The sequence below is a fragment of the Micromonospora sp. NPDC047740 genome (genome assembly GCF_043204735.1).
GTDB lineage: Bacteria > Actinomycetota > Actinomycetes > Mycobacteriales > Micromonosporaceae > Micromonospora.
The window spans coordinates 293,563-314,693 of sequence record NZ_JBIDCT010000003.1; the positions used below are offsets into that span (position 1 = coordinate 293,563).

Sequence of the window (21,131 nt, forward strand, 5' to 3'; positions counted from 1 at the left end):
GCCGCCGGTTGGGCCGTGGCTGTGCATGGCTTCCTGCCATTCCACCATGACTCGCCATGATTGAACAGATCCGAACATTGCCCGCCGCCCGGTTGCCCGCTGTCTACCATCCTTGTCATGCGGGAGGCAGGCGGCCGCGGGCCCCGGCGACGACCTCCGGGGCGACCGCGACGCGAGCCCGGCCCCCTCGCGCGCACCGTGGCCCGGCTCGTGGTCCGCGCCGCCGACGGCGCCACCCGCCTGGTCACCGACCTGCTCGGGGCCAGTCCGACGGCCGGCCGCGAGCGGATCAGCGAGGCCGAACTGCGTGACCTGGTCGCCGCCAACACGGTGCTCGACCCGGACGAGCGGCGGATCATCGACGAGGTGCTGGTGGCCGGGGCGCGCCTGGTCCGCGAGGTGATGGTGCCGCGCACCGAGGTGGTGTTCCTGTCCGCCGGGCTCACCGTTGCCGAGGCGGAGCGGTTGGTCCGGGTCGCGACCCACACCCGCTACCCGGTGGTCGACGGCACCCACGACGACGTGGTCGGCTTCGTGCACCTGCGCGACGTGCTGCTCCGCCCCGAGCGCGAGCGCCACGGCACGGTCGGTGAGCTGATCCGCGAGGTGAAGCGGTTGCCGGGCAGCAAGCGGGTGCTGGCCGCGCTCACCGAGATGCGCCGGGAGGGGCACCACCTGGCCGTGGTGGTCGACGAGTACGGCGGCACCGCCGGCATCGTCACCTGCGAGGACCTGGTGGAGGAGCTGGTCGGGGAGATCCACGACGAGTACGACGGCCCACCCGACCCGGCTCACGCCGGCCTGCCCGCCGTGGTCGACGGCCGGCTCAACCTGGCCGACTTCGCCGAGCGCACCGGGGTGCCGCTGCCCGCCGGGCCGTACGAGACGGTCGGCGGGTTCGTGATGGCCGCCCTGGGCCGGCTGCCGGTGGCCGGGGACGAGGTGCCGGTGGCCCCGGGCGGGCCCGACCCGGACGACCCGCCGGGCGGCTGGCTGCTGCGGGTGCTCGCGCTGGACGGGCGGCGGGTGTCCCGGCTCGCGGTCGCCGCCGCGCGGCTGCCCGAGCAGCGGCGTGAGGTCCCGACCCCGGTCGCGCCCGCCGAGCGCCGACCCGCCGGCCCGTCATGACGTACGCCGGGCCTTGCTGACAGAATTGCCGGCATGCCCGACGTACCCGCCCGCCCCCGCGTCTTCTCCGGCATCCAGCCGACGGCCGACTCGTTCCACCTCGGCAACTATCTGGGTGCGGTGCGGCACTGGGTGGCCCTGCAGGACAGCCACGACGCCTTCTACTGCGTGGTCGACCTGCACGCGATCACCGCCGGGCACGACCCGAAGGTGCTCAAGCAGCGCTCCCGGATCGCCGCCGCGCAGCTCTTCGCCGTCGGGATCGACCCGGAGCGCAGCACCCTCTTCGTCCAGTCGCAGGTGCCCGAGCACCCGCAGCTGGCCTGGGTGCTCGGCTGCATCACCGGCTTCGGCGAGGCCAGCCGGATGACCCAGTTCAAGGACAAGTCGCAGAAGCAGGGCAACGAGCGGGCCAGCGTCGGCCTCTTCACGTATCCGATCCTCCAGGCCGCCGACATCCTGCTCTACCAGGCGCACGCGGTGCCGGTCGGCGAGGACCAGCGGCAGCACCTGGAACTCTCCCGCGACCTGGCGCAGCGGTTCAACACGCTGTTCGGCCCCACCTTCACGGTGCCCGCGCCGCACATCGTCAAGGACACCGCGAAGATCACCGACCTGCAGGACCCGACGGCCAAGATGTCGAAGTCTTCCTCCTCGCCGGCCGGCATCATCGACCTGCTGGAGGATCCGGCCCGCTCGGCCAAGAAGATCCGCTCCGCGGTCACCGACACCGGCCGCGAGATCGTCTTCGACGCCGAGGGCAAGCCGGGCATCGCCAACCTGCTCTCCATCTACTCGGCGCTCTCCGGTCGCAGCATCGACGATCTGGTCGCCGCCTACGACGGCAAGGGCTACGGCGACCTCAAGAAGGACCTGGCCGAGGTGGTCCGGGAGTTCGTCACTCCGATCCAGGAGCGCACCCGCGGCTACCTGGACGACCCGGCGCAGCTCGACAAGCTGCTCGCCCAGGGCGCCGAGAAGGCCCGGGCGGTCGCCGCCGCGACGCTGCGGACGGCGTACGAGCGGATCGGGTTCTTCCCCCCGGTCCGCTTCGAGTAGCGGCCCGGGCGCGACGGGAACGGGTGGACGCAGTCGGTGGCCGGAGGGGTGGCGCGGAGCGTGGATCGCAGGGACGGGGCGCCGGACGCCGACGACTCCATCCAGATCGGGATCGCGGTGGACATCCCCGAGCCGTGGGGTGGGATGCTCACCCGCCGCCGGGTCGAGGCCGGTGACCCGCAGGCCGTCCCGGCCCACGTCACCCTGCTCGGGCCGACCGAGATCCCGGTACGCGCGCTGCCCGCGGTCGAGGCGCACCTGGCCCGGGTGGCCACCACCCACCTGCCGTTCACCCTGCACCTGCGGGGCACCGGCACCTTCCGCCCGGTCACCCAGGTGGTCTTCGTGGCGGTGGCGGCCGGGATCAGCGAGTGCGAGCTGCTCGCCGCCGCCATCAACGCGGCCCCCGAGCTGCACCGGGAGGCCCGCTTCCCGTACCACCCGCACGTCACGGTGGCCCAGGACGTTTCGCCCGAGGTGCTCGACAAGGTGTACGAGGATCTGGCCGACTTCTCGGCGCTGTTCGAGGTGGAGGGGTTCACCCTCTTCTCGCACAGCGGGGCCACCCGGTGGCAGCCCCGCCGCGACTTCCGGTTGGGCGGTTGAGCTGAGCGCGTGGCCGGCCCGCGGTCGGGCGGGGAATCGGTGAGGATGACGTGGTGAACGTGCTCGGCCGGATCGAGGCCGCGGTGGGGCGCCGGATCGACGTGGCCCGGCACCGGTCGGCGGCCTTCGACCACCTGTGGCGGGCCGGGGCACTCTACGCCGAGGTGCTCGGCGGCCGGCTCGCGGCCGCGATCGCCTACTACGGCTTCTTCGCGGTCTTCGCGCTGGCCCTGGTCGGATACTGGGTCCTCGGCGCGATCATCGAGGACAACGACGAGGTCAGCAGGGCGGCGGCGGATTTCCTCCGGGAGAACCTGCCGTTCCTCAAGCCGGACCAGATCGAGCAAAGCAGCGGCACGGTCGGGGTGGTCGGCCTGGTCATCCTGGTCATCACCGGGATCGGCTGGGTGGAGGCGATCCGCTCCTCGCAGCGGCTGATGTACGGCTTCAACCAGCAGCCCGGCAATCTGGTGGTCCGCCGGCTGGTCGACCTGGGCGTGCTGGTGGTGGTCTTCCTGATGCTCGGCATCTCGGTCGCCGCCGTCGACGCGCTGGAGTCGCTGCTGCGCTTCCTGCTGCGCAGCACCGGGTCGGTCGGACTGACCACGGTGAGCGCCGTGCTCAGCGTCGTGATCAACGCGGTGCTGGCGGTGGCGCTGCTGGTGGCGGTGCCCCGGCTGCGGATGAGCCGTCGCCGGCTGCGGCCGGTGGTGCTGGTGGTCGCCGTCGGCATCACCCTGCTGAACACGGTCGGTCGCTACTACGTGATGCGCACCGAGCGGAATCCGGCGTACACGGTGGTGGCCACCGCGGTGGGGCTGCTGCTCTACCTCTACCTGCTCAACCAGTTGGTGCTCTTCGGCGCGGCGCTGGCCGCCACCAGCCGGTACGGCCGGGTGGTGGACCTGGCCGAGGGCGGCGCGGCCCGCGAGGTGGACGTGGAGGCCGACGAGGTGCCCGAGCCGGGTACGCCGGGAGGAGCGGGCTGAGATGCGGATCCGGATCGACCCGGGCTCGGCGGTGCCCCCGTACGAGCAGGTGCGCGGGCAGCTCGCCCAGATGATCGGTGACGGCCGGTTGCCGGTCGGCACCCGGCTGCCCGCGGTCAGGCAGCTCGCCGGCGACCTGGGCCTGGCGGTGAACACCGTCGCCCGGGCGTACCGGGAGCTGGAGGGGGCCGGGCTGGTGGAAACCCGGGGGCGGCACGGGACCGTGGTGGCACCGGGGCGCGACGACGCCGCCGACCGCCTGCACCGCGCCGCCACCGAGTACGCCGCCGAGGCGGTCCGACTGGGCGTCCCACCGGACCGCGCGCTCGCCCTGGTCCGCGCCGCCCTCGACGCCACCCGTCCGGCCTGACGTCGGCGGACCCCCGGGCAGGGCCGCCGCGGGCTCGACCGGGTCCGCTCGCTCCCGGGAAATGGGCCTCCCGACATGCGGAGACCACACTTTCCGTGAATCTGCGCGGATCTGCCGGGCGGGAGCGACCATGATGGGCCGGTGGGCGCACTCGTGACACTCGACCTGCCGGACGACTCGCCGATGCTCGGCCTGCCGTGGATCATCACCTTCGGCCCGCTCGGTGACGCCGACGAGTGGGAACCGGTGGTCTGCGGCCCGTACGAGCGGCCACACGCGCTGGCGCTGGCCGAGGCGGTGGTGGCCGAGGAGCAGCTGATGGCGGTGGTCGAACCGCTGCTGCCGGCGCTGACCGCCGAGGAGATCCGCGGCGAGATCGCGGCGTCCCAGCTCGCCGCCGAGGAAGAGACGGCCCAGGTCGACCAGGCGGACCTCTACGGCGACTTCGAGGACACCATCGACGAGGAGTTGGAGCTCGCCGCCGAGCAGGAGCCGGCGGCCGAGCCGGTGACCCCGCCCAGCCGGGACGAGGTGCGGGCCGGTTTCGCCCGGATCGCCGAGCTGCTCACCAGCAAGGGGGACTGACCTCGCTGGACCGGCGCTGAACGTGGCGTCCCAGATGGACACCGACGCCTCGGGGAGCGGACTCCCCGAGGCGCCGGCGCCACCTCACCCCCCACCACAAGGGGTCGGTAGCCCAGCCGCCCGTCGGCGCGGAGCACAACGGACGACCAGGTCAATGGCGGGTTACCCGGCTCAGCGCCGTTCGAACCACGCAGCCGCGTCCACCGGCAGGACGTGCCCGTCGCCCTGCTCGGTGAGGTCGGCGCTGGCGACGATCGGCCGGCCGTGGCCGGCGACCGTGACCTCGGCGCCGCTGATGTTGATCACACAGGTGAACTCGGCGTCCCCGGCGGTACGGCGAAACGCCAGCACCCCGGGCTCGGTCTCCAGCCAGGTGATGCCGTCGGTGCCGGCCAGCGCCGGGTGCTCGTGCCGGATCCGCAGGGCCGCCCGGTAGAGCTCCAGCGTCGAGCCGGGCACCCCGGTCTGGGCGGCCACCGACAGGGCCCGCCAGGTCGTCGGCGCCGGCAGCCAGCTCAGCTCGCTGCCGGCCGGCCCGAAGCCGTACGGGGCCAGCTCGCCGCTCCACGGGATCGGCACCCGGCAACCGTCCCGGCTCTCGCCGGTGCGCAGGAACGCCGGGTCCTGGCGCAGCTCGTCGGGGAGGTCCAGCACCTCGGGCAGGCCCAGTTCCTCGCCCTGGTAGACGTACGCGCAGCCGGGCAGGGAGAGCATCAGCAGGGCGGCGGCCCGAGCGCGGCGCAGGCCGACCTCGCCGTCGCCGTACCGGGTGACGTGCCGCTGCCGGTCGTGGTTGGAGAGGACCCAGGTGGTCGGCGCGCCGACGATGGTCGACTCGGCGAGCGCGGTGTCGATCACCTTGCGGAACGAGTCGGCCGACCAGGTGGCGTCGAGGAAGTCGAAGCTGAACGCCTGGTGCAGCTCGTCCGGGCCGATGTAGCGGGCGAGGCGCTGCGGGGTCTCCGCCCACGCCTCGGCCACCGCCATCCGGCCGCCCGGGTAGCTGTCCAGGATCGGCCGCCAGGCGCGGTAGATGTCGTGCACCTCGTCCTGGTCGAAGTACGGCAGCCGGCCCTTGCCCAGCAGCTCGGACTGGCGCTGGCCGGTGGTCATCGAGTTGAAGCCGACGTCCGGCAGCCCCTCGGCCTTGATCATCCCGTGCGCCACGTCGATCCGGAAGCCGTCCACACCCCGGTCGAGCCAGAACCGCAGGATGTCCTCGAACTCGGCGCGTACCTCGGGGTGGCGCCAGTTCAGGTCGGGCTGGGCCGGGTCGAACAGGTGCAGGTACCACTGGCCGTCGGCGACCCGGGTCCAGGCGGGACCGCCGAAGATGCTCTCCCAGTCGTTCGGCGGCAGCTCACCCGCCTTGCCCTGGCCCTCGGCGAACAGGTAGCGCTCGCGCTCGGTCGAACCGGGGCCGGCCGCGAGCGCCGCCTGGAACCACGGGTGCGCGCTGGACGTGTGGTTGGGTACCAGGTCCGCGATGATGCGCAGGCCCAGGGCGTGCGCGTCGGTGATCATCGCGTCGAAGTCGGTGAGGGTGCCGAAGAGCCGGTCCACGTCCCGGTAGTCGGCCACGTCGTAGCCGGCATCCACCTGCGGCGAGGTGTAGAACGGCGTCAGCCAGAGCGCGTCGACGCCGAGGTCGCGCAGGTACGGCAGGCGCTCCCGGATGCCCTGGAGGTCGCCCACGCCGTCGCCGTTGGCGTCTGCGAAGCTGCGGACGTAGACCTGATAGACGACCGCGGATCGCCACCAGTCGTCGTCGGAGGTCAGCGGCGTGGGGTTGGTGGCGGCGGTCATCGGTGACGATCCCCGTTCTCTGTCGCGGGAGGGCAACACCCCGCGCGGTGTGGGTGACGGCGCGGTGTCTGAGCAGGATGCCGCCCGAGCGCTGCAAGAGTCAAGCATTCCTTGCGCAAGAAATGACAGCAGGAGCGCGGATCGGACCCATCTCCCACCCCCACCCGTCCCACCAAACGGGACCCACCAACCCGCACGCCACCCGAGCCGTGGACCGCGACGGCAGGCCCGCGCGGGTCCGCCTGCCGTGATCCACTCCGGTTCGCCGAAGTGACGGTGTTCGCCGGCCGGGACCGCGCCCCCTCGCCGACCTGGTGGCGTCGAACCACCGCCGCTCGCTCGGCGGGTCAGGCCGGAACGGCGAGGGAGGAGGCCGCCGGACGCTGGCGCCCGGGTCCGCCGCCCGGGTCGGCGTCGGCCGGGCGGACCACGGCGGTGGAGCCGCGTACCACCAGCTCGGGGCGGAACAGGTATTCGGAGTGCGGGGCGGGATGCCCGTTGATCTCGTCGACCAGGGCCCGGACCGCGGCCACCGCCATGGCGGCGACCGGCTGGCGCATGGTCGTCAGTGGCGGGTCGGTGAAGGCCATCAGCGGGGAGTCGTCGTAACCGACCACGGAGACGTCGTCGGGGACGGCGAGCCCGCGCTGGCGGGCGGCCCGGATCGCGCCGAGCGCCATCAGGTCGGAGCCGCAGACGATGCCGGTCACCCCGCGCTCGATCAGCCGGCCGGCGGCGGCCTCCCCGCCCTCGACGCCGAAGAGGGAGAGTTCGGCCAGTTCCCCGACCTCCACCTCGGTCGCGCCGGCCAGCCGGGTCAGGGCCGTCCGGAAGCGGGCCACCCGGCGCTGCACCGGCACGAAGCGGTCCGGGCCGGTGATCAGGCCGATCCGCCGGTGGCCGAGCGCGACCAGGTGGGCGATGGCCAGCTCGGTGGCCTCCCCGTCGTCGCATGAGACGAAGGGTGCCGCGATGCCGGGCGCGTACCCGTTGATCATGACGATCGGCAGCGGTCGGGCGATCAGCGCGCGGTACCGATCGTGGTTGGCGGCGGTGTCGGCGTGCAGGCCGGAGACGAAGACGATCCCGGACACCTGCCGGTCCAGCAGCATCTCGACGTACTCGTCCTCGGTGACGCCGCCGGGGGTCTGGGTGCAGAGCACCGGGGTGAAGCCGCTCTGCGCCAGAGTGGACTCGATGATCTGGGCGAAGGCCGGGAAGATCGGGTTGTCCAGCTCCGGCACGACCAGGCCGACCAGGCCGGCGCTGCGCTTGCGCAGCCGGGCGGGGCGCTCGTACCCGAGCACGTCGAGGGCGGTGAGGACGGCCTGCCGGGTCTCCGGGGCCACTCCCGGGCGGTCGTTGAGCACCCGCGACACCGTGGCCTCGCTGACTTCGGCCTGTTGGGCGATGTCGGACAGTCGAGCGCGCATGGCGGCACTTTAGCTCACGGGAAAGTTCTTGCGTACACTCCTGCAATACCTTCCATTCTCTGCAACGCCTTGCTAACGTCCCCGCAACACGCGAGAGCAGCGGCGCGGCACCCAGCGCCGGTCAGCAAGAAATTTCAGAGGTTTCCACTGGCGGGCCGCCCTTCCCCCGGCGGGCCGCCATGACGACAGGAGTACCGATGCGCATCCGTACCGCGGGTGTGGTCGCTGTCCTCGGCCTGGCGCTCGCCGCCTCGGGCTGCGGTGGCAGCGACAGCGACAAGCCGGCCGCCAAGGAGTCCGCCAAGGCGGCGGGCGGCAAGCTGGTCATCTGGGCCGACGACAAGCGGACCGCGGCGCTCAAGCCGTTCGCCGAGGAGTTCGGCAAGGAGAATGGCGTCACCGTCGAGGTCAACGCCGTCTCCAAGGACCTGCAGACCAACTTCGTCACCGCCTCGCAGCAGGGCAGCGGCCCGGACGTCGTCGTCGGCGCGCACGACTGGATCGGCAACCTGGTCCAGAACGGTGCCATCGACCCGGTGCAGCTCGCGGCCGACCAGAAGGGCGGGTTCAGCGAGGTCGCCGTCAAGGCCGTCACCTTCAACGGCCAGCTCTACGGCGTGCCCTACGCGCAGGAGAACCTGGCGCTGATCCGTAACACCGAGCTGGCCCCCGAGGCCCCGAAGACGATCGAGGACCTGGTCGCCGCCGGCAAGAAGCTCAAGGCCGAGAAGAAGGTCAGCGAGATCCTCTGCCTTCAGGTCGGCCAGAACGGCGACGCGTACCACATCTACCCGCTGTACACCTCGGCCGGCGGCTACCTCTTCGGCACCGCGGCCAACGGCGACTACGACCCGAAGGACCTGGGCGTGGGCAAGCCGGAGTCGATCGCGGCCTTCCAGAAGATCGGGAAGCTCGGCGAGAAGGGCGAGGGCGTGCTGAAGCGCTCCATCGCCGACACCAACTCGATCGCCAACTTCACCGGCAAGAAGTGCGCCTACCTGGTCTCCGGTCCGTGGGCGACCGCCGACGTGAAGAAGGCCGGCGTCAAGTACGACATCTCCCCGGTCCCCGGCTTCGCCGGCGGCAAGGAGGCCCAGCCGTTCGTGGGCGTGCAGGCCTTCTACGTAGCCGCCAAGGGCAAGAACAAGGCCCTGGCCCAGGAGTTCGTGGCGAACTACGTCACCAAGTCCGATCTGGCCGTGGCCCTGTACCAGGCCGAGCCGCGCCCGCCGGCGCTGACCGCAGCGCTGGACCAGGTCAAGGGCACCGACCCGGACCTGGCCAAGTTCCAGGAGGCCGGTAAGAACGGCCAGGTGCTTCCGGCGATCCCGGCCATGGCCGCGATCTGGGACCCGTTCGCCAAGGCGGAGGCCGCCGTCATCGGCGGTGCCGACCCGGCCACCACGATCACCGCCGCCGGCAAGACCATCGCGGGTCAGATCAAGTAATGAGCACGTCGCTGTCCGGCCCGGGGTCTGCCAAGCAGGCCCCGGGCCGGGAGCCCGTTCGCCGCGGGCTCCCGCCCAAGTCCCGTACCACGCGGAACCACGCGCCGATCACCGCGACCGGCCTCCTCGTCAAGGTGATCCTGCTCGGCCTGGTGGCCGGGATCGCGATCTGGGCGGCGTTCCCGCTGATCGAGGCCGAGCACTGGATCGGGCTGGCGATCCTGGCGATCACCACCGCCGGTCTGTTCTACCTCTACCTCGGCCGCCGGCACGTCCCGGCCAAGTACCTGGTCCCCGGCACGCTCTTCCTGATCGCCTTCCAGGTCTTTCCGGTGCTCTACACCGCGAGCACCGCGTTCACGAACTTCGGCGACGGCCACCGCGGCAGCAAGGACGACGCGATCGTCGCCATCCAGAGCTCCTCCGTGCAGCAGGTCCCCGGCTCCACCGAATACTCCCTCTCCATCGCCACCACGGGCGATCCGGCCGCCGACCCGCTGGTCTTCCTGTTGACCGACCCGAAGACCAAGGAGGTCTCGGTCGGCGACGCGGGCGGGCTGCGCAAGCTCGACGCCGGCCAGGTCACCGTCAGCCCGACCGGCAAGGTCACCGCCGCCGACGGCTATACGGTGCTCAACTTCGGTCAGGCCAGCGTCCGGAGCAGGGAGATCACTGACCTGATCGTGCCGACCTCCGGCGGCGCCATCCGCTCCAACGGCCTGTCCCGCGCCTATGAGGGCAAGGCAATCCGGGCGTACGACACGGGCTGCGACTGCATCAAGGACGGCGAAACCGGTAAGACCTGGACCGCGGACGAGGCGACGGGCTCCTTCGTCGCTGCCGACGGCGAGCGCCTCGCCCAGGGCTGGAAGGTCAATGTCGGCCTGGCGAACTTCACCCGGGTGCTCACCGACGACAACATCTCCGGGCCGTTCCTCGGCACACTGATCTGGAACTTCGCCTTCGCGATCGCCTCCACCGGCGGGACGTTCGTCCTCGGCCTGCTCATCGCACTGGCGCTGCACTCGCCCCGGATGCGGGGCACCAACCTCTACCGGGTGCTGCTGATCCTGCCGTACGCCATGCCGTCGTTCGCGATGCTGATGGTCTGGCGGGACATGTTCAACACCGACTTCGGACTGCTCAACAACCTGTTCGGGCTGGGCGTCGACTGGTTCGGCGGAAGCTGGACCGCCCGCTTCGCGGTGATCCTCGTGCAGCTGTGGCTCGGCTACCCGTACATGTTCCTGGTCACCACGGGAGCGCTGCAGGCGATCCCGCGCGAGCTGACCGAGGCGACCTCGGTCGACGGCGCGTCCCCCTGGCAGTCGTTCCGCGCGGTCACCCTGCCGCTGCTGCTGGTCGCGCTCTCTCCGTTGCTGATCTCGTCGTTCGCGTACAACTTCAACAACTTCAACGCGATCTACCTGACCACAGAAGGGGCGCCGTTCCCGGCGGACAACCCGACGAACGGCGCGACCGACCTGCTGATCACGTACACGTACCGGCTCGCGTTCGGCGCGCAGGGCGCGGAGTTCGGGTTCGCGGCAGCGATCTCGCTGTTCATCTTCACCATCGTCGCGGTGGTGTCCGCGGTGAGCTTCCGGCGCACTCGCAAGCAGGAGGAGGTGTACTCGTGACCACGTCCACCGCCGTCCCGGCCACGCGGAACCCGGCCGGCACCGCCCGCCGGCGGGGCAACCGCTGGCTGACCCAGGTCGGCTGGCGGCACCTCGTCGGCGTGCTCGGGGTGCTGTTCAGCCTCTTTCCGATCGTGTTCGTGCTCTCCGCCGCGCTCAACCCGCTGGGCACGCTGTCGTCCACCGAGCTGGTGCCGACTGCGGGGGTGACGTTCGACAACTTCGGCGAGCTGTTCCAGCGCACCGCGTTCGCGCGCTGGTTCCTCAACTCGCTGCTGATCGCCGGGGTCGCGTCCTTCGCGTCGGTCTTCCTCTCGGCGCTGGCCGCGTACGCCTTCTCCCGGATGCGCTTCCGGGGCCGGCGGGTCGGGCTGCTCTCGCTGCTGCTGATTCAGATGTTCCCGCAGTTCCTGGCGATCGTGGCGATCTTCCTGATCTTCGGCACCATCACCGAGCTGTGGCCCGGGATCGGCTTCAACACCCCGTGGGGCCTGCTGCTGCTCTACATGGGTGGCGCGCTGGGCGTGAACACCTGGCTGACGAAGGGCTTCTTCGACACCCTTCCCCGGGAGTTGGACGAGTCGGCCACCATGGACGGCGCCAGCCACTCCCAGGTGTTCTTCCGGATCATGCTGCCGCTGGTGGCCCCGATCCTGGCAGTGACGGGCCTGCTGGCGTTCATCGGCACGATCAACGAGTTCCTGATGGCGAACGTGTTCCTCACCAGCACCAACTCGAAGACCCTCGCCGTCGGCATGTACGGCATGCTTCAGGGCAACGAGCGCAACGTCAACTTCGGGATCTTCGCGGCGGCGACCCTGCTCACCGCGATCCCCACGGTGCTGGTGTTCCAGTACCTCCAGCGCTACATCGTCTCCGGCCTCACCGCCGGAGCGGTCAAAGGCTGAGCCTCCTCGGCTCACGCTGCGGCAAGGGCGTCGGGTGGACGTACACCGGAGCGGTTCACGGGCTGACCGCCGCGGTTGGAGAGACCGGCCGCGGCGGGCGACCCTTCCCCTCCCCGTCCGGACGACGCGAAAGGTCTTGCCATGTCCCTCCAGCCGCACCACGACGGATCCGCCACCTACGTGCCGGAGCAGGAGCCCGCGCTCGGGCAGCGCGTCCCGGTATTCGTCCGGGTGCCGGCCGGCATCGACGTCCACCAGGTGCACGTGCGGACCACCGGCGACGGCGAGCCGCGGTTCGCCGAGGCCGTGGTCGACCGCACCGAGGGCGGTGACGTGTGGTGGCGGGCCGACGTCGAGGTCCGCAATCCGGTCAGCAACTACCGGTTCCTGCTCGACGGGCGGGCGGGCTACCGCTGGCTCAACGCCGCCGGCCTGGTCGACCACGACGTGCCGGACCACGGCGACTTCAAGCTGGTCAGCTACGCTCCGCCGCCGGCCTGGGCCCGGGACGCGGTGATCTACCAGATCTTCCCGGACCGGTTCGCCCGGTCCGCCGCCGCCGACGGCCGGACCCCACCGGAGTGGGCGATCCCCTGCGACTGGGACACCCCCGTCGTCGGGCGCGGGCCGGAGACGCCGCGCCAGTTCTACGGCGGTGACCTGGATGGCGTCACCGAGCACCTGGACCACCTGGACCGGCTCGGCGTCAACACCGTCTACCTCACCCCGATCTTCCCGGCCCGCTCCAACCACCGGTACGACGCGTCCAGCTTCGACACCGTCGACCCGCTGCTCGGCGGGGACGTCGCCCTCGCCCGGCTGGCCGACGCCGTGCGCGCCCGGGGCTGGCGGCTGCTCGGCGACATCACCAGCAACCACACCGGCGACGCCCACCACTGGTTCACCGCCGCCGCCTCCGACGTCACCGCGCCGGAGCGGGAGCTGTACTACTTCGACGAGGCCACCGGTGACTACGAGTCCTGGAACGGGGTCAAGTCGCTGCCGAAGCTCAACTGGGGCAGCGCCGAGCTGCGCCGCCGCTTCGCCACCGCCGAGGACTCGCTGCTGCGCCGCTGGCTGCGCCCGCCGTACGGGCTGGACGGCTGGCGGGTGGACGTGGCGAACATGACCGGCCGGCGAGGTGCCGACGCGTACACCCACGAGGTGGCGCGCCTGCTGCGCGAGGTGGTGGCCGAGACCCGGGCGGACGGGCTGCTGCTGGCCGAGCACGGCCACGACCACACCGGCGACCTGGACCGGGACGGCTGGCACGGCACGATGAACTACGTCGGCTTCACCGACCCGGTCTGGTCCTGGCTGCGCCACGGCGACGACCCGCTGCCGAACTTCCTCGGCACGCCGGGCGGGGTGCGGCGGCGGGACGCGGGCACCGTGCTCGCCACCATGAACAGCTACCGGTCGCTGATCTCCTGGCGGTCGTACGTGCACTCGTGGCAGCTGCTCGGCTCGCACGACTCGGCCCGGATCCGGACGGTGGTCGGTGACGCGGCCCGGCAGGAGGTGGCCGCCGGGCTGCTCGCCACCATGCCGGGCACCCCGGTGGTCTTCGCCGGCGACGAGCTGGGGCTGACCGGCACGAACGGGGAGGGGTCGCGTACCCCGATGCCGTGGCACCGGCCGGAGAGCTGGGACCGGCGCACGTTCGAGGCGTACCGGTCGTTGCTGGCGCTGCGCCGCGGCGAGCCGGCGCTGCGGCACGGCGGCCTGCGCTGGCTGCACGCGGACGCCGACACCCTGGTCTTCCTGCGCGAGGCGCCCACCGGCACGGTGCTGGTGCTGGCCCGCCGCGCGGCCGGCACCCCGGTGCGGCTGGCCGGCCTGCCGGCCGGGGAGAACGCGTACGGCGGCGCGCCCGCCCTGCGGCCCGCCACCGACGGCGTGGTGGCGCTGCCCGCCGACGGCCCCACCTTCCAGGTCTGGCGGCTGAACGGCTGACGGAATCCTCCATCACTCATGGTTGCCACGTCGTCGCTCATTGACACAATAGATCGACGGCTGCGAGTATCGACTTCTGTGATAGCTCTGGCTCGCGGGGGAGTCGAGATCTGTCGGCCGGACAGCGGGGCCGGCCCGTTCCCGGAACGGTCCGGCCCGACCATCCCCCGGGCCACAAGGGGATGGAGACCTTATGGCTGCACCCATCGCAGACCTGTCTCAACTCGCTATCGTCCTGGCCGTCCTCGCGTTGCTGATCGTCCGGGCGCGACGACGCGGCTCCCGATTCCGCCAGGCGTTGTTCGTCGTGGGGGCCGGCCTCTGGCTGGCCCTCGCAGCGGGGAGCATGTGGACAGTCAGCCAGGCCACCGCGGCACAGACGGTCGCCGTGGTCGACCCCGGGAATCCCTGCGCCAGCGGGCAGACCCCGAAGCGGTTCAACGTCTCGCTGATCAACATCCCGATCTTCCTGAACCGGTTCGGGGATGTGGTGCCAGAGGGGCGGATGTACGTACTGGACGGCGACATCTCCGCGGTCCGGTCGTCGTTCACGCAGGCCGCCAACCCCGCCAAGGCGGGGGAGACGGACCTGATCGAACCGCTGACCCTGCGGGTCAACCAGGGCGACTGTGTGGAGGTCCGGTTCACCAACCGGCTCAACGAGGCGGCACCCTCATACACCCGGAACAACTCGATCTTCACCTTGCCGGGCGAGGTGCTCAGCGCGCCCGGCACCGTGACGCCGAACCCCCGGGAGTTCGCGCCGGCCGCCACCACGCCGGACAACGACTTCGACCCGAGCGCCGCGCCGAACGCCTCGATGCACTTCGACGGGCTCGACTACGACGTCACCGGCTCCGATGGCACGGTCGTCGGCAACAACCCGGACTCCACGGCGGCGCCCGGGCAGACCGTGATGTACCGGCTCTTCGCACAGACCGAGGGGGAGTTCCAGTTCAAGGACGGGGCGGACTTCTCGTCCCAGCAGACCCGACCGGTGGACGCCAACGGCAAGGTGCGGTTCATCGGCTCGCACTCGTTCGGGGCGTTCGGCGCGATCGTCGTCGAACCGCCCGGCGCCACCTGGGTGGACGCCCGCACCGGGGAGCCGCTCGCATCCGGTACCCGGGCCGTGATCAAGCAGCCGGACGCACCGGATTTCCGCGAGCACGTCGTTTTCATGCACGACGAGGTGGAGGCCGAGCCCGGCATCCTAACCCGGTTCTGCCGTACCGAGTCTGGTGGCGAGCAGGGCGGCAACGAGTGCGTCGCGCCGAGCGCGGCGCAACTGGAGAAGCTGACCAAGGGCACCCTACCCGGCCTCGGCGGCGGCGACGCGGACGCTCTGGTGCAGGGCGAGATTCCGGTGAAGCTGGAGTGGTTCGCGTTCAACTACCGGGCCGAGCCGGGCTTCAACCGTGAGGAGGTCGGCTGCCCCGCTGCCACCCGGGCCGGCCAGGGCTACGACGCCGCGCACTGCATCGGCGAGGAGACGGCCCTGTCCTCCTGGGCGTACGGAGACCCGGGCGGCGGCGACCTGGTCTTCAGCAACTACCGGGGCGAGCCGATGCAGATCCGGCTGCTGCACCCGGCCGAGTTCGAGACCCACACCTTCCACTGGCATGTCAACCGGTGGCCGTTCGACCCGAAGGACGAGGGCGGGCTCGCGGCGGTCAGCAACCCGCACCACCGTACGGAGAAGACGAACATCCTCGACGTGCAGGCCGTGTCACCCGGGTCCCACTACAGCCTGATCGCCCAGGGTGGGGCGGGCTCCGCGCACCTGGACAAGAAGGCGACCTTCGGCGACATCATCTTCCACTGCCACCTCTACGGCCACTTCGCCACGGGCATGTGGGCGCTGAACCGCACGCTGGACAAGCGGGAGGACGGCAGCCGGCACAACCCGGACGGCACGCCGATCCCGGCGCTCTACCCGCTGCCGGACTTCGACTACCAGACCGAGACCTCCGGCGTGAACCCGCCGCCGAGCCCGACGGCCAGCACCCCCGGCTTCCCGCTGTTCGTTCCCGGGAAGTTCGGCTTCAAGGCGCCCAAGCCGCCGCTCGGCGTGCCGGAGCGCTCCACGACCGGGGTCTTCCCGCCGACCGACCTGGAAAAGGCGGCGGCCGACCCGGGCGCGCAGAAGGCCGGCGGGTTCTTCCAGGATCCGTGCCCGACGGGTCGACCCACCAAGACGTTCGACGTCTCCGCCATCCAGATTAACCAGCAGTACAACCCGGAGCTGAACTGGCGAAATCCGCAGAGCCGGGTGTACGTCCTGGAGTCCCAACGGGCGGCAATCGAAGGCGGCCAGAAACCGGAGCCGTTCGCCCCACTGCTCAACGTCGGTGACTGCGTGGTCTACAAGCTGACCAACCGACTACCCGTGCAGTTCGGCGGAAACGTCTTCGACCGGGCCCAGGAGACCAACGAGGTCGGCCTGCATCAGCACATGGTGCAGTTCGACGTGCTCTCCTCCGACGGCGCGGCGAACGGCTGGAACTACGACCAGGGCGCCGACTTCGGCCAGACGATCACCTACCGGGACTTCGTCCACGAGGACACCGCCACCAACAGCTTCCACGACCACTTCTTCGCCAACGTCCACCAGGACAACGGCCTGTTCGGCGGCGCGACCATCCACCCCGCCGGGTGCACGTTCCAGGACGCGCGGACCGCGGCGCCGGTGCAGGTCGGCACGTTCGTCAACGTGGTGTGCGAATCCACCATCGACTACCGGGGCAAGCAGACCGACGGCGAGGACTACCGCAACGTGTCCCTCTTCATCGAGGACCGCGTGCCGATGTTCCAACCGCCGAACCCGAACACCAGCAACGACGATCAGTTCGTCACGCCCGACGGGGTGCCGATCTTCCCGGCAAAGTTCCCGTCCAGCATCGACGACCAGGGTGTAATGGGCGTCAATTACCGGCTCGAACCGTTCGAGGGCAGACGCGGGGCCGACCCATCCGAACTGTTCGACTCCGGGACACACGGCCTGCCGTACACCCCGTACTTCATGGCGTACGACAACGACCGGGTCAAGATCAGACTTTTCCAGCTGTCGCAGGAGGAGTCGCACGGCTTCAACCTGGACGGCTTCTCGTGGAAGTTCGAGCCGAACGACCCGGAATCCGAGGTCGTCCAGGGCCAGCACATCGGCATGCTGGAGTACATCGACCTGCGGGTCCGGCCGGATATCGCCCACGGTGGCGGGGAGTACCAGGGGATGAGCCGGTACTACCAGTACCACTACGGCGGGGCGGACGACTGGTTCCTCGGCGCCTGGGGAATCTTCGAGGTCAGGTCCTGCAACGACATGGGCGCCGAGGCCCCGGATTACCTGACCTACCTGCCGGACAATCCCTGGCCCGGCCTCGGGCGGTGCGAGTTCCCGGAGGGAAACGATCCCGCCGACCCGGGAAACCCCTGTCTGCTGACGGACGACAACGGCAACCCGCTGCCGGACCCGCCGAAGAAGCAGTTCAGCATCGTCGCCATCAACAAGGACATCCCGTACAACACCAGCGGGGACCACGACCCCAACGGCCTGATGTACGCCCTCGAGCAGGACTGGGCCAACGGCACGGTGAAGAACGAACCACTGGTGATCCGGGCCAACGCGGGCGACTGCGTCGAGGTGACCCTGAAGAACCGGCTCGACCCGGCGAAGATGAAGCCGCACTGCCACGAGGCCATCGAGCCGGGCCAACTCGGCTTCAAGCCGGGAGAGCTGAGCTACCCGGCCTGTATCGACCAGCCGCCGAAGAACGAGGCCAATGTGCCGGGCTTCCAGCCGTTCCCGGTCAGCGCGCGGGTCTCCATGCGCCCGACGCTGGTCACCCACACGGCGAAATCACTGGGGGCGAACGTGATCGGCCGCGTCTCGACGTGGGGCACCACCGCTCGGGACGGCACCGTCGCCCCGGGCGGCCAGATCCTCTACCGGTGGTACATCCCGCCGACGGTGACCGGGCTGGCGCTGCTCCAGGACCGCGCCGACGTGCAGAACCACCTGCATCACGGCCTGTACGGCGCGCTCGCCATCGAGCCGGCGGGCTCGTCGTACCTCGACCCGGCCACCGGGGCGCCGCTGACCAGCGGCACCCAGGCGGTCATCACCCACCCGACCCAGCCGGACTTTCGGGAAAACATCGTCCTGCTCAACAGCGACCTGGCGCTGTTCAAGGCAGACGGCACCCCGGTGCCGGACAACTTCGACCTGACCCGGAACCCCGGCCGGGTCGCCGACGACCCCGAGGACCAGGGAGAGTTCTCGGTCAACTACCGCAACGAGCCGTGGGCCCCGCGGTACGCCAACAACCAGAACATCACCAACATCTTCAGCTCCACCGTCCACGGCGACCCGGCCACCCCGCTGTTCCACGCGTACGCGGGGGACAAGACGGTCTTCCGCGTGGCCCAGGCGGTGGGCGATCCGCGGTCGACCAGCTTCGCGCTGCACGGCCACACGTGGCGGCGCACGCCGGGCGACCCGCAGTCCCAGATCGCGGCGACGCAGGGGCAGTTCAACCCCGGGGTGGTCTACAACGTCCACCTCGACCCGGCGGTGACCGGCGGGGCCGGCGGCCGGCGGGCGGTGCCGGGTGACTACCTCTACCGCTCCAACAACCTGGCCCGCCACCTGACCGGCGGCCAGTGGGGGATCTTCCGGGTGCACGGCACGGTCCAGTCCGGGCTGATCCAACTGCCCGACCATCCGGTCGGCGCCGTCGGGCGGGCCGGGGCCGGAAGGGCCGACCAGGTGTGGTCGTTGCCGGGCCGCGGCAGCGGCAGGTCCGGGCGGAGGCGGGACGGGTGAAAGGCCCCCGGCTCCGGCTCCCGGACGAGATGCTCGGGCGACCGGCCCGCCGACGCGGAGCGGCCCGGCCAGGTCGGCGGGATAGTCCCTCGTCCTACCGGCAGGGCCTGCTGCTGGGGTTCTGCCTGGGGACCACGTTCGCGCTGGTGCTCGGGGTGACCGCGTTCGTGGTCACCCGGCCGGACCCCTCGGCCACCGGCCGGGCGGGCGGCGGGCGGCCGGTGGGCGGCCCCGCGCCGTCCGCCGCGACCGCCCAGCCCCGGGCGAACGTCGGCGTGAGCGCCCGCAACCTCGGCGATCTCCAGGTGCACATTGAGGCGACGGTGAGCGCGCCGGGGTCGTACAACCCGATCACGAAGGGGCAGGTGATGGCGTACCTCGACATGATCGCCATGCCGAGGTCCCACCGGAAGGGGCCGATCATCATGGCGGAGGTGGGCGGCCGACCGGGCGTCTACCAGGCGGTGGGGCAGGTCCCGATGGCCGGGGAGTACGACGTCCAGGTCGAGGTGCGGCAGCCGATGCCGGCCGAGGCGCACGCTCGGGTCGCGGTGGGCACGGTGGCGACGGCCGCGCCGGGCTGACCTGGGCAGACGGGTGAGAGGGGAGCCCCTTCCGGCGCTATGCGTCGCGACGGGGCTCTCCCCTCTCCCCATGCAGGGCGCTTTCTCCGAGCAGGGCCCGGAACCCGGCCAGGAACGCCGCCCGGTCCGGGGAGCCGGTCAGGATGCGCTGCATGAAGTAGCCGGGGACCAGGCCGAACAGGGCCGCCCCGGCCGCCTCCGGGTCGGCGTCCGCCGGCAGTTCGCCGGTCTCGCGCGCCCGCCGGGCGATCGCCACGAAGTGGTTCCGGAAACCGCGGTACGTCGCCCGGACGAAGTCGGCCAGCGCCGGGTCCCGCTGCGCCTCGCTCCAGACCTGGATGGCCAGCCGCAGCACACCGTCCGGGCCGGTCTGCGAGTCGACGTAGGTGAGGGCCCGGGCCAGCGCCTCGGTCAGCGGCAGCGGCGGCTCGTGGCGGGCCAGCTCGGCGAAGACCTGGTCCGCCCCGCCGATCACGGACTGGGCGATCGCGGTGACCAGGTCGTACTTGCTGGGGAAGTAGCGGTAGACCGCCCCGACCGACAGCCCGGCCTCACGGATCACGTCCTGCATCGAGGTGTTGTGGAAGCCGTCGCGCAGGAAGCACCTTCGGGCCGCGTCGAGGATCTGCTGGCGGCGGGCCGCGAGGTGTTCGTCCGATACGCGTGGCACGACCGACAGTGTAAAGCGAACGTTCGTTCTTGACCGGAGGTCGACCGAGGCGCATCCTCAACCTAAGAGAATGAACGTTCGTTTTAGGAGGCGGAGATGTCCGCTCACCCGTCCCGGGTCCGCTCGCCCTGGCTGTTCGCCGTCCTGCTGGCTGCCCTCGCGGTGGCGGCCCAGGCGCTGCTCGTACCACTCTTCGCCGCTCCGGCGGCGCATCTCGCCCCCCGTGACCTGCCGGTCGCCGTCGCCGGGCCGGCGCCCGCGACCAGCGCACTCGCCGCCCAGCTGGCCACCGCCCGGCCCGGCGCGTTCGAGGTGACCACCCTGCCGGACGCGGCAGCGGCCGACCGGGCGCTCCGCGACCGCGAGGTGTACGCCGCCTTCGTCGCCGGTCCGGACGGGATCGCGCTGCACACCGCCCCCGCGGCGAGCCCGACGGTGGCCGCGCTGCTCACCGAGGCCGCCGCGCAGCTCTCCGGCGGCCGGCCGGTGCCGGTGGAGCAGGTCGTCCCGGCCGACCCGGACGACCCGCGCGGCGCCGGGTTCGCCGCCGGGTTCCTGCCGTTCGCGTTGACCAGCATGCTGGCCGGCGCACTGCTGATCTTCCTGGTGACCCGCCGGGGCGCCCGGCTGCTGGGGCTGGTGTCCTACGCCGTCCTCGCCGGCCTGGCCGGGGCGGCGGTGCTGCACGGCTGGCTCGGCATTCTGGCCGGGGACCTGTGGCGCGAGGCGGGCGCGATCGGGCTGTTCGCGCTGGCCGCGGCCGGCACCGTGGCCGGACTCGGGGCGACGCTGGGCGGTCCCGGCATCGGGCTCGGCGCGCTGCTGGTCTTCCTGGTCGGGAACCCGCTCTCCGCGGTCAGCGCGGCGCCGGAGCTGCTACCCCAGCCGTGGGGAGCCGTCGGGCAGTACCTGCCGGTCGGAGCCGGCGGCACGCTGCTGCGGGCGGCGGCGTTCTTCGACGGCGCGGGCGGCACCCGGCCCCTTGCCGTGCTGGCCGGGTACGCGGTGGTCGGTATCGGTCTGGTCCTGGTCAGTCGCCGACGGGCCGGAGCCGACGGGCGCAGCGCGGCGCCGGGAGTGCGGCCGACCAAGGTCACGGTATGACGGCAGCTGCCGGGGCCGAC

General features: G+C 71.5%; 16 protein-coding genes. 13 read left to right on the plus strand and 3 right to left on the minus strand.

Annotated features, from left to right (window positions below; genetic code table 11):
- Positions 1 to 117: 117 nt before the first annotated feature.
- The 6 genes from ACGF4F_RS08415 (at position 118) to ACGF4F_RS08440 (ending at position 4,737) form a co-directional block, all read left to right on the plus strand.
- A complete protein-coding gene (locus ACGF4F_RS08415; RefSeq protein ID WP_357437502.1) occupies positions 118 to 1,128 on the plus strand; it encodes a hemolysin family protein in 1,011 nt (336 codons plus the stop codon).
- Between the two features lie 33 nt (positions 1,129 to 1,161).
- Positions 1,162 to 2,187: a tryptophan--tRNA ligase gene (gene trpS, locus ACGF4F_RS08420; protein WP_357437504.1), complete on the plus strand. Its 1,026-nt coding sequence runs from the start codon at positions 1,162 to 1,164 to the stop codon at positions 2,185 to 2,187.
- A 60-nt stretch (positions 2,188 to 2,247) separates the two neighbouring features.
- On the plus strand, positions 2,248 to 2,793 hold the full coding sequence (locus ACGF4F_RS08425; protein ID WP_357437507.1) for a 2'-5' RNA ligase family protein: 546 nt from the start codon (positions 2,248 to 2,250) through the stop codon (positions 2,791 to 2,793).
- A gap of 53 nt (positions 2,794 to 2,846) precedes the next feature.
- Entirely contained in the window at positions 2,847 to 3,782 is a 936-nt protein-coding gene (locus tag ACGF4F_RS08430; protein WP_357437510.1) for a YhjD/YihY/BrkB family envelope integrity protein, read from the plus strand.
- 1 nt (position 3,783) lies between these two features.
- Complete coding sequence (locus tag ACGF4F_RS08435; protein ID WP_357437513.1) at positions 3,784 to 4,152, plus strand: GntR family transcriptional regulator; 369 nt, start codon at positions 3,784 to 3,786, stop codon at positions 4,150 to 4,152.
- Positions 4,153 to 4,293: 141 nt separating this feature from the next.
- On the plus strand, positions 4,294 to 4,737 hold the full coding sequence (locus ACGF4F_RS08440; protein WP_073839946.1) for a hypothetical protein: 444 nt from the start codon (positions 4,294 to 4,296) through the stop codon (positions 4,735 to 4,737).
- A 171-nt stretch (positions 4,738 to 4,908) separates the two neighbouring features.
- Here ACGF4F_RS08440 and ACGF4F_RS08445 read toward each other — a convergent pair whose 3' ends face one another.
- Both ACGF4F_RS08445 and ACGF4F_RS08450 read right to left on the minus strand, forming a co-directional pair.
- A complete protein-coding gene (locus ACGF4F_RS08445; protein ID WP_357437516.1) occupies positions 4,909 to 6,543 on the minus strand; it encodes a glycoside hydrolase family 13 protein in 1,635 nt (544 codons plus the stop codon).
- A 347-nt stretch (positions 6,544 to 6,890) separates the two neighbouring features.
- Positions 6,891 to 7,976: a LacI family DNA-binding transcriptional regulator gene (locus ACGF4F_RS08450; RefSeq protein WP_357437520.1), complete on the minus strand. Its 1,086-nt coding sequence runs from the start codon at positions 7,974 to 7,976 to the stop codon at positions 6,891 to 6,893.
- 197 nt (positions 7,977 to 8,173) lie between these two features.
- Here ACGF4F_RS08450 and ACGF4F_RS08455 point away from each other — a divergent pair, with 197 nt between their 5' ends.
- From ACGF4F_RS08455 to ACGF4F_RS08480, 6 genes are all read left to right on the plus strand, one after another.
- Entirely contained in the window at positions 8,174 to 9,424 is a 1,251-nt protein-coding gene (locus ACGF4F_RS08455; protein WP_393075898.1) for an extracellular solute-binding protein, read from the plus strand.
- The gene (locus ACGF4F_RS08460) at positions 9,424 to 11,064 is read left to right on the plus strand and encodes an ABC transporter permease subunit (RefSeq protein WP_357437525.1); all 1,641 of its coding nucleotides are present in this window, start codon (positions 9,424 to 9,426) and stop codon (positions 11,062 to 11,064) included. The genes ACGF4F_RS08455 and ACGF4F_RS08460 overlap by 1 nt, the downstream gene beginning before the upstream one ends.
- Positions 11,061 to 11,972, plus strand: a complete 912-nt coding sequence (locus tag ACGF4F_RS08465) for a sugar ABC transporter permease (RefSeq protein ID WP_357437529.1) — start codon at positions 11,061 to 11,063, stop codon at positions 11,970 to 11,972. Before ACGF4F_RS08460 ends, ACGF4F_RS08465 begins: the two co-directional genes overlap by 4 nt.
- 141 nt (positions 11,973 to 12,113) lie before the next feature.
- On the plus strand, positions 12,114 to 13,928 hold the full coding sequence (locus ACGF4F_RS08470) for a glycoside hydrolase family 13 protein (RefSeq protein ID WP_357437531.1): 1,815 nt from the start codon (positions 12,114 to 12,116) through the stop codon (positions 13,926 to 13,928).
- Between the two features lie 193 nt (positions 13,929 to 14,121).
- Complete coding sequence (locus tag ACGF4F_RS08475; protein WP_393075903.1) at positions 14,122 to 18,753, plus strand: hypothetical protein; 4,632 nt, start codon at positions 14,122 to 14,124, stop codon at positions 18,751 to 18,753.
- On the plus strand, positions 18,750 to 19,337 hold the full coding sequence (locus ACGF4F_RS08480) for a hypothetical protein (RefSeq protein WP_357437538.1): 588 nt from the start codon (positions 18,750 to 18,752) through the stop codon (positions 19,335 to 19,337). Before ACGF4F_RS08475 ends, ACGF4F_RS08480 begins: the two co-directional genes overlap by 4 nt.
- Before the next feature lie 37 nt (positions 19,338 to 19,374).
- Here ACGF4F_RS08480 and ACGF4F_RS08485 read toward each other — a convergent pair whose 3' ends face one another.
- Positions 19,375 to 20,007, minus strand: a complete 633-nt coding sequence (locus ACGF4F_RS08485) for a TetR/AcrR family transcriptional regulator (RefSeq protein WP_357437541.1) — start codon at positions 20,005 to 20,007, stop codon at positions 19,375 to 19,377.
- A gap of 96 nt (positions 20,008 to 20,103) precedes the next feature.
- On the opposite strand from ACGF4F_RS08485, the gene ACGF4F_RS08490 reads away from it, so the two are divergent.
- On the plus strand, positions 20,104 to 21,111 hold the full coding sequence (locus ACGF4F_RS08490) for a hypothetical protein (protein ID WP_357437543.1): 1,008 nt from the start codon (positions 20,104 to 20,106) through the stop codon (positions 21,109 to 21,111).
- The last annotated feature ends 20 nt before the right edge of the window (positions 21,112 to 21,131 follow it).